Origin of the sequence: Haloterrigena turkmenica DSM 5511, from assembly GCF_000025325.1 — an archaeon.
In the GTDB taxonomy this organism is placed as follows: domain Archaea; phylum Halobacteriota; class Halobacteria; order Halobacteriales; family Natrialbaceae; genus Haloterrigena; species Haloterrigena turkmenica.
This window is the reverse complement of sequence record NC_013743.1, coordinates 1,802,284-1,815,740: the sequence shown is the minus strand read 5'-3', so window position 1 is coordinate 1,815,740 and position 13,457 is coordinate 1,802,284. Positions and strand designations below refer to the sequence as shown.

Here is a 13,457-nt window from a genome sequence, read left to right as displayed (position 1 = left end):
TCGCACATCCTCGGGATACAATGGATGGGGAAGGGGGCCGGACAGTCGGAACGCCACAGTCCGACGACGCGTTCGAGCTGCCGGCCGTCCTCGCACGACTCGATACGGACGATCGCGACGAGCAGCGAGCCGCCGTCGCGGCGGTTCGCGACACGCTGGCCGACGATCCGGCGGTCTGTCTTCCGACCGTCCCGAAACTGCGTCGGCTGCTCGGCGACGCCGACGTCGACTTCCACGAGGAGGTCGCCTACTGTCTGGCCGAGCTCGCGACCGAATCGACCGCCGACGTCGCGCCGTCGACCGACGAGATCGTCGCGTTCGCCGTCGAGAACCCCGAACGGCCGGCGACCGCCGAGTTGCTTCGCTGTCTCGCGACGATCACGGCCGACCAGCCCTCGGCCGTCGTCGATCACGCCGACGCGATCGCCGACGTGATCGATCGCCGCTCCGGATACGATCACCGGGGGCTGAAGATCTTCCAGCAGCTCTCGGCGGCGCAACCGGGCGCGATTCAGTCCGCGGTCCCGCTTCTCACCGCGGCCCTCGAGGACGATCCGGAGCGCCACGGCGTGGCGGTGCTGTCGGCGGTCGGCCGCCTGGCCCGGTCGGAGACGCCGCTGCCGACCCTCGAGTTCGTCGACCCGGCCCTGGAACTCGTCGACCACGACGCCGTCCCACTCCGCCGGAACGCCGTCGGCTGTCTGGCCGACGTCGCCCGCCGGACGCCCACCGCGGTCGAACCGGCCGTTCCGGCCCTCGCGACCGCACTCGAGCACGACGACGGGGAGACCCGGGCCAACGCCGCCGTCGCGATCGCGCGCGTGACGGCGGAGCTCACGTCGGTTCTCGAGCCGGTCCGGGAGCCGTTGCTCGAGCGGTTAGACGACGACCACGACCGCGTGCGGGCCAACGCCGCCGTCGCGCTCGGGCACGGCCGCGTCGACGCGGCCGCGGACCGACTCTCGACGCTGGCCCACGAGGATCCGAACCCGGACGTCCGCGAGCGGGCGAGCTGGGCGCTGGATCAGGTCTCATCGGCGTAGGCGAGGCGCGCGACCGCAAGACAGTGGTGGCCGGCCCGCCTCGAGTCGAGTATGAGCCAGTCGACGTTTTCCGTCGAGACCGACGCGCGCCTGACGACCGTCGATGTGACCGACCGCGTCGCCGCAGCCGTCCCCGACGACCTCGAGTCGGGCACCGCGACCGCGTTCGTCCGGCACACAACGGCCGGACTCGCCGTTCAGGAGAACGAGTCGCGGCTGCGCGGCGACCTCGAGACGTTCCTCCGCGATCTCGTTCCCGACGAGGGCCACGCGCACGACCGGCTGGACGGCAATGCGGATTCGCACCTCCGAGCGACGCTCGTCGGGCCGGACGTGACGATTCCGGTCGAAGACGGCGAGCCGGCGCTTGGCACGTGGCAGTCCGTCCTGCTGATCGAGTGTGACGGGCCGCGGACGCGGTCGGTCTCCGTGACGACTGTCGGGGAGTAGCCAGTCAGACTGACGACCGCCGGAAAATAGCCAGTCAGACTCGAGATCCGTACCCGATCACACCGGAATCGGCCGATCCACGGAGACGCAGTCGACGCCGCGGCACTCGAGGAGTCGCGCCAGCGCGGGCCGCTCGATCGTCCACGCGTGGATCTCGAGGCCGACGACGTCGGCTCGCGGGACCAGCCCCGTCACGAGACAGCGCCAGTAGCTCGCGCCGATGACGTCGCAATCGAGTTCGACGGCGGTCGTGACCGGCGTCTCGACGTGACGGTCGACCAGCAGCCCGATCGACTGGTCGGGATCGAGCTCGCGGATCGACCGCAGTTCGGACGTCAGAAAGGACGTCGCGACGACCCGGTTCTCCGCGCCGTCGATGACCTCGAGAACGTCCGCCGCGATACCGGCGTCTTTGAGTTCGAGGTTGATCTCGACTGACGGCGGAAGCGCTTCGAGCACCTCCTCGAGGGTCGGGATGGGCTCGCCGGAATCGAGGACGGTGTGAGATGTGAGCGCGTCGAGGCTGCTGTCGGCGACCGCGCCGGTGCCGTCGGTCACGCGGTCGATCGTCTCGTCGTGGACGACGACGAGTTCGCCCGAGCCACAGCGACGGACGTCGAACTCGACGGCGTCCGCGTAATCGGCCGCCGACAGGAGCGCCGGGATCGTGTTCTCGGCCGCCGCCGCGGCGAATCCGCGGTGGGCGATCAGACGCATTGGGCGAGAGAAGGACGGCGAGCGGCTTCAGTCGGTCGCCGATTCTCACGCGCGCTCGCGAGCCGGTGGTTCCGAGCTATCGCTTGTGGGCGGTTCGCATCGGTTGCGACAATCGGCTCTCTCAGTCCCTCTAGGGCCCGAATCGTCGCGGGTTCCAAAGCCTTTAGCAAGTACTGTTATACGGGTACTCCTGCTACGAACATTCGTTAGTGTCCCGACCGCATTCTCATCAACTGCGACAAGACCGCTGCTGGAGGTAACCAACCCATGAACGATCGACGCGACGAGCAGATCGATATCCTCCTGGTGGAGGACAATCCCGGCGACGTCCGCCTCACTCAGGAAGCGTTCCGGCAACTGTCCACGGAGACGACGATTCACGTCGCGACCGACGGCGACGAGGGTATCGACTTCCTCACGGAGCGATGCGACGACGGCACCGCCCCGCTGCCGGACCTCGTGCTCCTCGATCTGAACCTCCCGCGGATGGGCGGCCTCGAGTTCCTCGAGTCGATCCAGGAGGAACCGAAGCTCGCTCGCATCCCTGTCCTCGTCCTCACGAGCTCCGAGACCATCGAGGACGTCCACGAGAGCTACGAGCTCGCGGCCAACGCCTACCTGACCAAGCCGACCGATCCGGTCGAGTACACCAGAATGGTCGAGGCCGTCGCGGACTTCTGGTTCCAGCGGGCCGCGCTGCCGCCGATGATGGCGTGATCGAGCCGACGCCCTCGGCGCTACTTCTCGTCTTCGACTGACGGAGGCCACGTTATTACGTCGCCCGCCGTCGAACGCTAGAGCATGGCACCGACGACAGCGTACTCCGTCGACTTCGACGATACCGTCGCCGTAGTTACGGGCGCGAGCGGCGCGCTCGGCAGCGCCGCGGTCGAGCGGTTCCGAACGGCCGGCGCGACCGTCTGCGCCGTCGACGTCGTCGCGCCGGACGACGAGGACAGCCTGCTCGAGCCCGATTCGAAGACGCACTTCTACGAGGCCGACCTGACCGACGAGGGCGACGTCGAGGAACTGATGACTGCCGTCGTCGACGATCACGGTCGGCTCGATCATCTGGTGAACATCGCCGGAACGTGGCGCGGCGGCGACCACATCGAGGAGACCGACCTCGAGGAGTTCGAGCTGCTCGTCGATATCAACCTCAAAACGGCGTTTCTGGCCTCGAAACACGCGCTCCCGCACCTGCATGACAGCGAGGGCTCGATCGTGAGCGTCAGCGCGCGCTCGTCGCTCGAGGGCGGTGAGGGCGACGGCCCCTACCGGATCACGAAGGCCGGGATCCGGCTGCTGACGGAGACGCTGGCCGAGGAGAACAAAGGAACCGTCCGCGCGAACTGCGTGATGCCAAGCGTGATCGACACGCCGATGAACCGCGAGATGATGCCCGACGCGGACCACGACTCGTGGGTCGATCCCACCGAGATCGCGGACGTGATGGCCTTCCTCTGTAGCGACGGCGCGGCGGTGACGACCGGCGCCGCTGTGCCGGTGTACGGCGAGGCCTGAGAACGCTCGCGCCGACGGTAGACGGACTGTGCGCGACGTGCGATCATCGATCCGACACTGCCGCGAACGGCAATCGCTCGATGCGAGCGGCGCACGCACGGTCACTAGTTCTGAAAACTGTAGACGTCGATACCGAAGCGGCTCGGCGGCCGGTCGCCGCTCAGCCGAAGATACCGACGAGGCTCTCGTAGTAGCCGATCGTGTTCTGCGTGAGGACGATGAGCAGCACGATGATGACCGGCACTCGGAGCGTCCAGATCCAGACCATTCCCCACGATCCGAGATTGTGAATACCTTTGCCGAGTTCCTCGATTCCGAGGTCGGTCGCGACCCATCCGATGTAGATGGCGAGCAGCAGGCCGCCGAGGATGAGCAGAATCGAATTGGCGAACCCGTCGTACACGACGAGCCAGTTCAGCCCCTCCGGCTCGTAGGCGACCGGGAGACCGACGACGAAGATCACGACGCCGAGCGCGATCGTCGCCGGGAGGCGGTCGACCCCGTGTTCGTCGATCAGGTACGAGACCACGACTTCCATGATGCTGATCGCACTCGAGAGCGCGGCGATCGTGACGATGGCGAAGAAGATGGCGCCGATGATCCCGCCGAACGGAATGTTACTGAAGGCTTGGGCGAGGCTGACGAAGATGAAACTCGGTCCGGCGGCGACGTCCGTCAACTCGGCGGTGTAGAGCACCGGAAACGCGACCAGACCGGCGGTAAACGCGATCGCCGTGTCGAGCGCGACGATGATGGTACCGTCCTTGGCGAGATTCCGGTCTTCGCCGAGATACGACGCGTAGGTGATCATCACGCCCATCCCGAGCGACAGCGTGAAGAACGCCTGTGCGGCCGCCGCGGGGAGGATCTCGGTCCAGTTCGCCGCGATCGTTCCCAGATCGGGAGAGAGGTAGTACGCGTACGCTTCTCCGGCACCGGAGAGCGTTCCGGCGTACACCGCCAGGCCGATCAGTAGCGCGATGATCGCGGGGACCATGAGCTTCACGGAGAACTCGATACCCTGCTGGATGCCGAACGCGACGACGGTGACGATGGCAGCCATGAAGATGGCGTGGGTCACGACAGAATCCATCCCACCGGCGACCGACATGAACTGTGCGCCGGCACCGCCGGCCGCGTAATTGCCCTGCAGTCCGATAGCCGTGTACCGGAGAATCCAGCCGGCGACGACGCTGTAGTACGACAGAATGACGAATCCGGCGAGAACGAACACCCATCCGACTTTCGTCCACGCACCTTCACCGATCTGTTTGAGCGCCCCGACGGGATTGCGTTCTGTGCGTCGCCCGATCGTAAATTCGACCAGCATTACCGGGAATCCAATCAGTGCGACCAACAGGAGATAGACGACGAGAAACGCTGCGCCGCCGTATTCTCCGACTTGATACGGGAATCGCCAGATGTTTCCGAGCCCCACTGCGCTCCCGACCGCAGCGAGGATGAACCCTGCTCGCGTTGCCCATGATTCACGTTGTGCCATACGTTATGCGACTGCCCCCCGGGGTCCTAAAGACTTACATTCGCAGTCCGAATTTATCATCGCTGATAATGAACAATCTTCATAATAAATCGTGAAATTGGCGGTGAACACTTCGACAGGCCTGCATCTAGGGCAGTAGCGGGGAAACACCGACCGCGGACCCTCTCGAACGTTTTCTCACGTGTATATCTGTAAGGAAATTGTCTTATTCGCCGTCGGATTGGCATACATTATCAAGGTCCTCCATAACGTATAACACGGTACGCTGAAAGTATCGACTCGTACGGAGGCCTGTGCATGTCTACAGTAGATGAGGCGGTCGATCGGGGTCGAAGTCTCTCGTCCGAGCAGCTCCTGCTACTGGTCGTGGGGATCGGTGCCGTGGCGTTGCTGGGGGACCTGATTCTCGGCCTCGCGAGCGGGACGTACAGCATCTCACGTGTCGCCCGATACGTGACGGAAGGTATTCTCTACGGGCTGATCATCGGGCTAGCCGGGATCGGGCTCTCGATGACCTACAGCATCCTCAACTTCGCGAACTTCGCTCACGGGGACTACGTGACGACGGGGGCGTTTTTCGGGTGGGGAGTCACGTACCTCGTCGCTGGTTGGGGCGTTGCGAGCGTCGGTCCGCTCGTCCTCGTCGCACCTCAGCGCGAGGTCTCCGGAGCGCAACTCGACGTCGCGATCACCGCGACGCCGATCGCCGTCCTCGCCGGCCTACTCGTAGCCGGCGTCGCGACGGCGCTTTTCGTGCTGCTGATCGACCGATTCGCTTTCAAACCGGTCCGCGGATCGGGCGGTATTCCGCTGCTGATCACGAGTGTCGGCGTGGCGTTCGCGCTCCGGTACGTCCTCGTGTTCGTCTACTCGAGCAGCACGCGTGGCACGACCGCGAGCGTACCGTCCGTCGATTTCCTACTGGTCGACGGCTACGTGTCGATCGGCGCCCACGACGCGACGTTGATCGTCGCCGCGGTCACGTTGATGCTCGGCGTTCACTTCCTGCTCCAGCGGACGAAACTCGGGAAAGCGATGCGAGCGATGTCGGACAACCGCGACCTGGCCCTCGTCACCGGCATCCCGACCGAACGGGTGATCCGGTGGACCTGGATGATCGGCGGCGGACTCGCCGGCACCGCGGGCTATCTCATGGTGTTGTGGACGGGGACCATCGACTGGCAGTTCGGGTGGTTGCTGCTGTTGCTGATCTTCGCGGCCGTGATCCTCGGCGGGATCGGCTCGATCTACGGGGCCATCTTCGGCGGTCTAGTCATCGGCGTCGGCATGCACATGTCGATGATCTGGCTCCCCGGCGGTGACTTCACGACGATCACCGCGTTCCTGCTGATGATCCTCGTCCTGCTGATCAGACCGTCCGGACTCTTCGGAGGGAAGACGACGGCATGAGCGCGAATACGACCGCGAACGCGACGGACGAACGGACCCAATTGGAAGCGCTCTGGGAGCGGGACGCCGTGAAGATCTTCGTGGCCTTCGCGGCGATCTATCTCGTCTACGCGGCGATCGGACTCGCGCTCGGCTACTCCCTCGACGGGATCGTCAACACCTTGCGGCGGATGACCTATCTGATCGCCGTCTACGGGATGGTCACGCTGGCGCTGAACCTCCACTGGGGGTACACCGGTCTGTTCAACATCGGCGTCGCGGGGTTCATGGCGATCGGTCTGTACGTGACGATGATGCTGGCGAAACCGGTCGATCCGACCGGCGCCGCACAGTACCCGGGGCTCGGGCTCCCGATGCCGATCGCGATCGCCGGCGGCGTCGTCGCCGCCGGCCTGGCGGGCCTCGTCGTCGCGATCCCCGCGTTGCGCCTCCGGGCCGACTACTTCGCGATCACGACGATCGCCTTCGCGGAGATCGTCCGGCTGGGGCTCACCTCGGGTATGGCCCAGCAGTTCAGCGTTCTCGGGGCCGAACTGGGGACCGGCGGCGGTCGCGGTCTCACTCGAAACTACGGCGATCCGATGAACGTCATCTTCGAGCTCGAGGCGTTCTCCTCGTTCGTCGACCTCACGAACGCCCTGTTCGGATTTGGGCCGACGCAGGCGCGGGCGCTGGTCTATTCGATCGTGCTCGTGCTCGTCCTGATCGGGTTCTATTGGCTCATCCAGCGGACCAGTCGGTCGCCGTTCGGACGCGTCCTCAAAGCGATCCGCGAGGACGAAGAGGCCGCCCAATCGCTCGGGAAGAACACGAACCGATTCAAGATCAAGGTGTTCGTGCTCGGCTGTGCCCTGATGGGCTTGGCCGGCATCCTCTGGCGGGTCCGCCGTACCGGCGTGACGCCGACGGCGTTCCGACCGCACGTCACGTTCTACATCTGGATCGCGCTGATAATCGGTGGCGCCGGTTCGAACACCGGCAGCGTCCTCGGCTCCGGGCTCTTCGTCGCGGTGCTGTTCGAGGGACCACGCTACGTGCGCCGCCTGATCGAGGAGGTCATCACGGTCGGCGACGCGCCGAACACGTTCGCCGGCGCCGTGGCGCCGCTGCTCTCGGCGAACCCGGCGCCGTTCCTGCGCTACACCTTCGACGAGTTCCTGACGCTGCAGTTCGTGCTGATGGGCGTCGCGCTCGTCCTCCTCATGCATCGACGGCCCGACGGGCTGCTCGGCCATCGGGAGGAGACGGCGGCGGCGATCCCCCTGACGGATCGACCCGCCGCCGAGACCGGTGCCGGACCCCGTCCCGGAGGGACAGATTCCGATCACGGCGGTGATTCCCAGTGAGCGATACGACCGCCGAACCGACCGGCTCCCTGACGAGCGAGAGCCCGGATCGACCGACGGACGACGTCGAGTTGGCCGTCGACGGCCTGGTCAAGCGCTTCGGCGGGATCACGGCCGTCGACGGCGCGACGTTCGAAGTCGAGTCGGGATCGATGACCGGACTGATCGGTCCCAACGGCGCCGGGAAGTCGACGACGTTCAACTGCATCACGGGGATCCACGAACCCGACGCCGGAACGGTGACGTTCCAGGGAGAGGACATCACGGGCATCAGGCCCTACCAGTGCGCCGAATACGGGCTCGTTCGGACGTTCCAGATCGCCCGCGAGATGGCGAACATGACGGTCCTCGAGAACCTGATGCTGCCGGCGAAGCGCCAGCGGGGCGAAGCGCTCTGGCGATCGGTGTTGCCGGTCACCCGCCGAGAAGTCGTCCGAGAGGAGCGCGAACTCTTAGAGCGCGTATGGGACTCCCTCGAGTTCTTCGAGATTCAGCACCTCGCGGAGGAGAAAGCGGGGACCCTCTCGGGCGGCCAGCGGAAGCTCCTCGAGCTGGCGCGCGCGTTGATGACCGACCCGGAGATGCTCCTGCTCGACGAGCCGTTCGCGGGCGTCAACCCCACGCTCGAGAAGAAGCTGCTCGAGCACGTCCACGACCTCCGCGAGGAGGGGTACACGTTCCTGATCGTCGAACACGACATGGACCTCATCATGGAGAACTGCGAGCGCGTCATCGTCATGCATCAGGGATCGGTCCTGGCCGAGGGGGCCCCCGGAGCGATCACCTCGAATGAGCGGGTCATCGAGGCCTATCTCGGAGGTGAGGTCTGATGGCGATGCTCGACGTCACTGACCTCGACGCCGGCTACGGGGACTTGCAGATCCTGCACGGCGTCGATCTCGAGGTGGCCGAAGACGAGTACGTGGTCATCGTCGGCCCCAACGGCGCCGGGAAGTCGACGGCCATGAAGTCCGTCTTCGGACTGACGACGTACATGGGGGGGACGGTCGAGTTCAAAGGGGGGGACATCACCGGCCGCTCGCCCGACGAAATCATCCACGAGGGAATCGGCTACGTTCCCCAGAACGACAACGTCTTCCCGTCACTGACGGTCCGCGAGAACCTCGAGATGGGCGCGTACATCCTCGACGAGGTACCGGAGGCGGCACTCGAGAGCGTATTCGATCAGTTTCCCGTACTACGCGAGCGACAGGATCAGAAGGCGGGCTCGATGAGCGGCGGCCAACAGCAGATGGTCGCGATGGGGCGCGCGCTGATGCTCGATCCCGACCTGTTGTTGCTCGACGAACCCAGCGCGGGCTTGGCCCCCGACCTCGTCGACGAGATGTTCGACCATGTCAACGCGATCAACGCCAGCGGCACCGCCGTCCTGGTCGTCGAACAGAACGCGAAGGAGGCGCTGCGCCGCTGCGACCGGGGCTACGTCCTCGTTCAGGGATCGAACCGATACGAGGACGCCGGCGAGGTTCTGCTGAACGACGACGAGGTCCGCCAGCAGTTCCTCGGCGGGTAGCTCGCGGTCCGCGCGCGACTCGGCGGTCGTCGGGAGGTATCGACGCGTATCGGCGGGCGACGAAAGAGGAGTCCGGTCGTGACCGGCCACCGCGGCGCCGCGTTACTACTCGGCCAGTGCGGACTCGAGTTCGCCGGTGTACGTGCCCTGTCCGGGCTCGAACGAGACCTCGTTGAGCGCCTCGCCGTCCTGATCGTTCTCGAAGGACTCGACGTACTGCTCCGAGAGTTGCTGCCCGTAGTCGTTGTTGACGTACAGCGTGGCCACCTGGTCCGCCTCAAGGCGATTCGCGGAGACCTCCGCCATCACCTGCCCTTGCAGCAGGTCGCTCGGCGCGGTCCGGAAGAAGTAGCCGTCATCCTCGACGTTCGACAGGGACAGCGCCGTACTGGCCGGCGAACACTGGACGACGCCCGCGCTGCTGGTCTCGCCGACCAGCGGGACGGAGTTGCCGGACGACGCGGCGCCGACGATCGCGGGATACCCTGCGTCGATGAGCGCCCCGCCGTTGCTGAGGGTCGTGTCCTCGTCGGTCTCCGTGTCCTCGACCTGCAGATCGAACGTGAGGTCGACTCCCTCCATCCGTTGAATGGCCAGGCGGCCGGCGTCGATCATCGGGGTGCCGAGTTCGCCGAGGTCCCCCGTCTCGGGGAGCAACATCGCGACCATCACGTCGCGACCGGTCCCGCCGGGCGACTCGTCGGCCATCTCGCCGCCGGGGCCGTCCCCCTCGAAAGTGATCGTATCGACCGTTTCGATGTCACCGTCGCTGAACCCCCAGACGTCGTAGGCGGCCTCCGCGGGGTCGCCGACGTCGTCGAAGTCGACCGCGCTCGAAGCGCCCTGATAGGTGATCTCGTCGCCGGCCGCGGCGGCTTCGGCGGCCTCCTGGAGTTCGCCGGGTCCGTACTCGTCGCCGCCGGGGTTCGCGACCCGGCGCATCTGATCTCGGATCGTCTGGCCGTCGTTCTCGCCGGCCGCGACGTTCGCGAGGGTACACACCGCGACGGCGTCGAACGTGTGCGAGGTGAACACGCCCGGTGATTCGCCGTACTCGTCCTCGTAGAGCTCTGCGAAGGCGTCTTCGTGCGGGCCCTGGGACGCCGGCGCGGTGCCGGTGACGTTCGTCATGTCGTTCCCGACTTCGTCGGGGAGATCGCCGTCCTGCAGGCCGTCGGGAACGATGATCTCCGTCCCGGTGTCGAAGTCGGCGTAGAAGTCCCGGAAGATCTGAATGCCGCTCTCCGGGTAGCCGATGATGTTCAGGACGGCCGGGCCGCCTCCTTCGACGGCCCCTTCGTCGCCGATACATCCGGCGAGACCGATCGCACCTGCACTACCGATCCCACTAAGTACCCACCTCCGTTTGACTTGCCGTACCATGGGTAATAGTGACAAGGTATCCTATATAGATGTTTGTGCCGCAACGAGTCCGCGGCGACGATCGCGTCCGTTCACGGGTCACCGAAGCCGACGGTAAGCGTAACCGGACCATTGTGGCATAATTTCGCACACCGTCGGCGGGATATCACTCAGATTTACCGAACGTTTTTGGGGGATGTGGTCGTTTCCTCGGGCAATGAGCGGGAGGGTTCATCAACAATGACGATGGAAGACCGCATCGACGAACTCCAGGACCTCCGCGCGGAGGCCGAACTGGGCGGCGGCGAGGCCCGTATCGAGAAGCAACACGACAAGGGGAAGATGACCGCTCGGGAGCGGATCGACTACTTCCTCGACGAGGGCACCTTCACGGAGTTCGATCAGCTTCGAACCCACCAGACGAGCCAGTTTGGGATGGAGGAGAAGAAGATCCCCGGCGACGGCGTCGTCACGGGTTACGGCGAGGTCAACGGGCGGACCACCTTCGTCTTCGCCCACGACTTCACCGTCTTCGGCGGCTCGCTCGGCGAGGTCTTCGCCGAGAAGATCTGCAAGGTCATGGACATGGCGATGGAGGTCGGCGCGCCCGTCGTCGGGCTCAACGACTCCGCCGGCGCCCGAATTCAGGAGGGGGTCAAGAGTCTGGCCGGATTCACGGAGATCTTCCGGCGCAATCAGGAAGCCAGCGGCGTCGTCCCCCAGATCTCCTCCATCATGGGGCCCTGCGCCGGCGGCGCGGTGTACTCGCCGTCGATCACCGACTTCATCTTCATGGTGAAGGACACGAGCCACATGTACATCACCGGGCCCGGCGTCACCAAGACCGTCACCGGCGAGGAGGTCACCCACGAGGAGCTCGGCGGCGCGATGACCCACGCCGGTAAGACCGGCGTCGCCCAGTTCGCCTGCGAGAGCGAGGAACAGGCCTTGGACGACATCAAGCGCCTGCTCTCCTACCTCCCGCAGAACAACATGGAAGACCCGCCCCGCGTCGAGCCGTGGGACGACCCCGATCGGCGCGACGAGGAACTCAAGTCGATCGTCCCGCCGAGCCCCCAGAAGCCCTACGACATGGTCGACGTCATCGACAGCGTCGTCGACGAGGGCTCGTTCTTCGAAGTGGCGGGCAACTTCGCCAAGGAAATCGTCGTCGGTTTCGGCCGCCTCGACGGGCGCTCGGTCGGCCTCGTCGCCAACCAGCCCCGCGTCAACGCCGGCACGCTCACCGTCGACTCCTCGATGAAGGGGTCGCGGTTCATCCGCTTCTGTGACTCCTTTAACATCCCCATCGTCACCTTCGTCGACGTCCCGGGCTACATGCCCGGCACCGATCAGGAACACCGCGGGATCATCCGTCACGGCGCGAAGCTTCTCTACGCGTACGCGGAAGCGACCGTCCCCCTGCTCACCGTGATCACACGGAAGGCCTACGGCGGCGCCTACTGCGTCATGGCATCCAAGAACCTCGGCGCCGACGTCAACTACGCCTGGCCGACCGCCGAGATCGCGGTCATGGGGCCCCAGGGCGCGGTCAACATCCTCTATCGGGAAGAGCTCAAGGAGTCCGACAACCCCGACGAGCTCCGGGACGAACTCATCGAGGAGTACCGCGAGGAGTTCGCCAACCCGTACACTGCAACGGATAAAGGGTTCTTGGACGACGTCATCGTTCCCACCGAGACGCGGCCGCGGCTGATCGACGATCTCGAGATGCTCGAGACCAAACGCGAACAGAACCCGGACAAGAAACACGGCAATATCCCGCTGTAAGCAATGACCGCCAACCAGTCGAACGTCGAGTTCGAGGAGGGGCCGGCCGACACGACCGCAGCGTCGGGCGACGCCGCGACCGCAGACGCGGTGCCCGATGCAGAGGATCTCCTCTCGGACGTCGAACTCGACGTTCCCGACGATGCGAGCGACGAGGAGACCGCGGCGATCGCGGCCGCGATCGGCGCCCACCTCCACGATCAGGCGCTCGCGGCGGCGGCTGCCGCGGCCAACGGCGAAGAGACCTGGGACGACAGACGCTGGTCCTTCGCCGGTCGTATCCGCTCCCAGCAACACCGGACCGTCCGCGTCCCGCGAGAGGCGCCGACCGATCCGTGGACGGCCGCCGGTCGCACCGACCGGTTCTGACCGTTATGATCGGTTCTGGCCGCCGCCCCTCCGTTCGTCCGCCCCTCGAGAGCGACATCGTTTGCCGCGAACGCGACTCGCCGTTCGTTTCGTCGACGCTGAATGAGTGCGCTTAAGAGACCCCATACGCAAATCCCTGGCATGGCCACGGAAACCGAGTCAACGACGGACATGGGTGTTGGACTGGCGCTCGCACTCGGCGCGGTCGCGACGATCGGTGCGCTGGTGATGTTTACCGGCGCGCCGGACGTCACCGCCGCCTGGGGATTCGCTGCAGCGATTGGTTTTAGCGCGCTCGCCGTCGTCGGCATCCACCTCTACTGGGACTGATCGCACTCGAGTCGGGGGCGTCTCGAGGGCGATCGAGACCGAAACAACCGTTAACAGTTAAGAGCACTGACGCCCTACGA

At 65.6% G+C, this 13,457-nt stretch carries 14 protein-coding genes; 11 read left to right on the top strand and 3 right to left on the bottom strand.

Features of this window, described 5'->3' with window-relative positions; all coding sequences use genetic code 11:
* Nucleotides 1-20: 20 nt before the first annotated feature.
* Together HTUR_RS08570 and HTUR_RS08565 are read left to right on the top strand one after the other, a co-directional pair.
* Nucleotides 21-1,043: a HEAT repeat domain-containing protein gene (locus tag HTUR_RS08570; RefSeq protein ID WP_012942923.1), complete on the top strand. Its 1,023-nt coding sequence runs from the start codon at nucleotides 21-23 to the stop codon at nucleotides 1,041-1,043.
* A 51-nt stretch (nucleotides 1,044-1,094) separates the two neighbouring features.
* Nucleotides 1,095-1,493: a secondary thiamine-phosphate synthase enzyme YjbQ gene (locus tag HTUR_RS08565; protein ID WP_012942922.1), complete on the top strand. Its 399-nt coding sequence runs from the start codon at nucleotides 1,095-1,097 to the stop codon at nucleotides 1,491-1,493.
* Nucleotides 1,494-1,550: 57 nt separating this feature from the next.
* Here the strand turns inward: HTUR_RS08565 and HTUR_RS08560 are convergent, their stop codons facing one another.
* Nucleotides 1,551-2,210: a glycerophosphodiester phosphodiesterase gene (locus tag HTUR_RS08560; RefSeq protein ID WP_012942921.1), complete on the bottom strand. Its 660-nt coding sequence runs from the start codon at nucleotides 2,208-2,210 to the stop codon at nucleotides 1,551-1,553.
* A 267-nt stretch (nucleotides 2,211-2,477) separates the two neighbouring features.
* Here HTUR_RS08560 and HTUR_RS08555 point away from each other — a divergent pair, with 267 nt between their 5' ends.
* Together HTUR_RS08555 and HTUR_RS08550 are read left to right on the top strand one after the other, a co-directional pair.
* On the top strand, nucleotides 2,478-2,927 hold the full coding sequence (locus tag HTUR_RS08555; protein WP_012942920.1) for a response regulator: 450 nt from the start codon (nucleotides 2,478-2,480) through the stop codon (nucleotides 2,925-2,927).
* An 84-nt stretch (nucleotides 2,928-3,011) separates the two neighbouring features.
* Nucleotides 3,012-3,734, top strand: coding sequence for an SDR family oxidoreductase (locus tag HTUR_RS08550; protein ID WP_012942919.1), 723 nt, complete (start codon nucleotides 3,012-3,014; stop codon nucleotides 3,732-3,734).
* Nucleotides 3,735-3,894: 160 nt separating this feature from the next.
* On the opposite strand, the gene HTUR_RS08545 is transcribed toward HTUR_RS08550, so the two are convergent.
* Entirely contained in the window at nucleotides 3,895-5,235 is a 1,341-nt protein-coding gene (locus tag HTUR_RS08545; protein ID WP_012942918.1) for a sodium-dependent transporter, read from the bottom strand.
* 297 nt (nucleotides 5,236-5,532) lie between these two features.
* Between HTUR_RS08545 and HTUR_RS08540 the strand changes: the two genes are divergently transcribed.
* The 4 genes from HTUR_RS08540 to HTUR_RS08525 are packed head-to-tail and all read left to right on the top strand — an operon-like array spanning nucleotide 5,533 to nucleotide 9,525.
* Nucleotides 5,533-6,645 (top strand): branched-chain amino acid ABC transporter permease, encoded by a 1,113-nt coding sequence (locus HTUR_RS08540; protein ID WP_012942917.1) that lies wholly within the window; start codon nucleotides 5,533-5,535, stop codon nucleotides 6,643-6,645.
* Nucleotides 6,642-7,991, top strand: a complete 1,350-nt coding sequence (locus HTUR_RS08535; RefSeq protein WP_012942916.1) for a branched-chain amino acid ABC transporter permease — start codon at nucleotides 6,642-6,644, stop codon at nucleotides 7,989-7,991. Before HTUR_RS08540 ends, HTUR_RS08535 begins: the two co-directional genes overlap by 4 nt.
* 29 nt (nucleotides 7,992-8,020) lie before the next feature.
* Nucleotides 8,021-8,821, top strand: coding sequence for an ABC transporter ATP-binding protein (locus HTUR_RS08530; protein ID WP_226377498.1), 801 nt, complete (start codon nucleotides 8,021-8,023; stop codon nucleotides 8,819-8,821).
* On the top strand, nucleotides 8,821-9,525 hold the full coding sequence (locus HTUR_RS08525) for an ABC transporter ATP-binding protein (RefSeq protein ID WP_012942914.1): 705 nt from the start codon (nucleotides 8,821-8,823) through the stop codon (nucleotides 9,523-9,525). Before HTUR_RS08530 ends, HTUR_RS08525 begins: the two co-directional genes overlap by 1 nt.
* Nucleotides 9,526-9,630: 105 nt before the next feature.
* Here HTUR_RS08525 and HTUR_RS08520 read toward each other — a convergent pair whose 3' ends face one another.
* Nucleotides 9,631-10,908, bottom strand: a complete 1,278-nt coding sequence (locus HTUR_RS08520) for an ABC transporter substrate-binding protein (RefSeq protein WP_012942913.1) — start codon at nucleotides 10,906-10,908, stop codon at nucleotides 9,631-9,633.
* A gap of 225 nt (nucleotides 10,909-11,133) precedes the next feature.
* Here HTUR_RS08520 and HTUR_RS08515 point away from each other — a divergent pair, with 225 nt between their 5' ends.
* The 3 genes from HTUR_RS08515 to HTUR_RS08505 all read left to right on the top strand — a co-directional run bounded on the left by HTUR_RS08515 (nucleotide 11,134) and on the right by HTUR_RS08505 (nucleotide 13,377).
* Nucleotides 11,134-12,678 carry an acyl-CoA carboxylase subunit beta gene (locus tag HTUR_RS08515; protein WP_049941853.1) on the top strand — a complete coding sequence of 515 codons (1,545 nt, stop codon included), beginning with the start codon at nucleotides 11,134-11,136 and terminating at the stop codon, nucleotides 12,676-12,678.
* 3 nt (nucleotides 12,679-12,681) lie between these two features.
* The gene (locus tag HTUR_RS08510) at nucleotides 12,682-13,047 is read left to right on the top strand and encodes a hypothetical protein (protein WP_012942911.1); all 366 of its coding nucleotides are present in this window, start codon (nucleotides 12,682-12,684) and stop codon (nucleotides 13,045-13,047) included.
* A 141-nt stretch (nucleotides 13,048-13,188) separates the two neighbouring features.
* Nucleotides 13,189-13,377, top strand: a complete 189-nt coding sequence (locus HTUR_RS08505) for a DUF7525 family protein (protein WP_008895391.1) — start codon at nucleotides 13,189-13,191, stop codon at nucleotides 13,375-13,377.
* Nucleotides 13,378-13,457 lie beyond the last annotated feature (80 nt).

Bases quoted from the DNA above. Each gene is read 5' to 3' on its own strand.
- HTUR_RS08570 (WP_012942923.1), top strand. From the start codon at position 21: ATGGATGGGGAAGGGGGCCGGACAGTCGGAACGCCACAGTCCGACGAC.
- HTUR_RS08565 (WP_012942922.1), top strand. From the start codon at position 1,095: ATGAGCCAGTCGACGTTTTCCGTCGAGACCGACGCGCGCCTGACGACC.
- HTUR_RS08560 (WP_012942921.1), bottom strand. From the start codon at position 2,210: ATGCGTCTGATCGCCCACCGCGGATTCGCCGCGGCGGCGGCCGAGAAC.
- HTUR_RS08555 (WP_012942920.1), top strand. From the start codon at position 2,478: ATGAACGATCGACGCGACGAGCAGATCGATATCCTCCTGGTGGAGGAC.
- HTUR_RS08550 (WP_012942919.1), top strand. From the start codon at position 3,012: ATGGCACCGACGACAGCGTACTCCGTCGACTTCGACGATACCGTCGCC.
- HTUR_RS08545 (WP_012942918.1), bottom strand. From the start codon at position 5,235: ATGGCACAACGTGAATCATGGGCAACGCGAGCAGGGTTCATCCTCGCT.
- HTUR_RS08540 (WP_012942917.1), top strand. From the start codon at position 5,533: ATGTCTACAGTAGATGAGGCGGTCGATCGGGGTCGAAGTCTCTCGTCC.
- HTUR_RS08535 (WP_012942916.1), top strand. From the start codon at position 6,642: ATGAGCGCGAATACGACCGCGAACGCGACGGACGAACGGACCCAATTG.
- HTUR_RS08525 (WP_012942914.1), top strand. From the start codon at position 8,821: ATGGCGATGCTCGACGTCACTGACCTCGACGCCGGCTACGGGGACTTG.
- HTUR_RS08520 (WP_012942913.1), bottom strand. From the start codon at position 10,908: ATGGTACGGCAAGTCAAACGGAGGTGGGTACTTAGTGGGATCGGTAGT.
- HTUR_RS08515 (WP_049941853.1), top strand. From the start codon at position 11,134: ATGGAAGACCGCATCGACGAACTCCAGGACCTCCGCGCGGAGGCCGAA.
- HTUR_RS08510 (WP_012942911.1), top strand. From the start codon at position 12,682: ATGACCGCCAACCAGTCGAACGTCGAGTTCGAGGAGGGGCCGGCCGAC.
- HTUR_RS08505 (WP_008895391.1), top strand. From the start codon at position 13,189: ATGGCCACGGAAACCGAGTCAACGACGGACATGGGTGTTGGACTGGCG.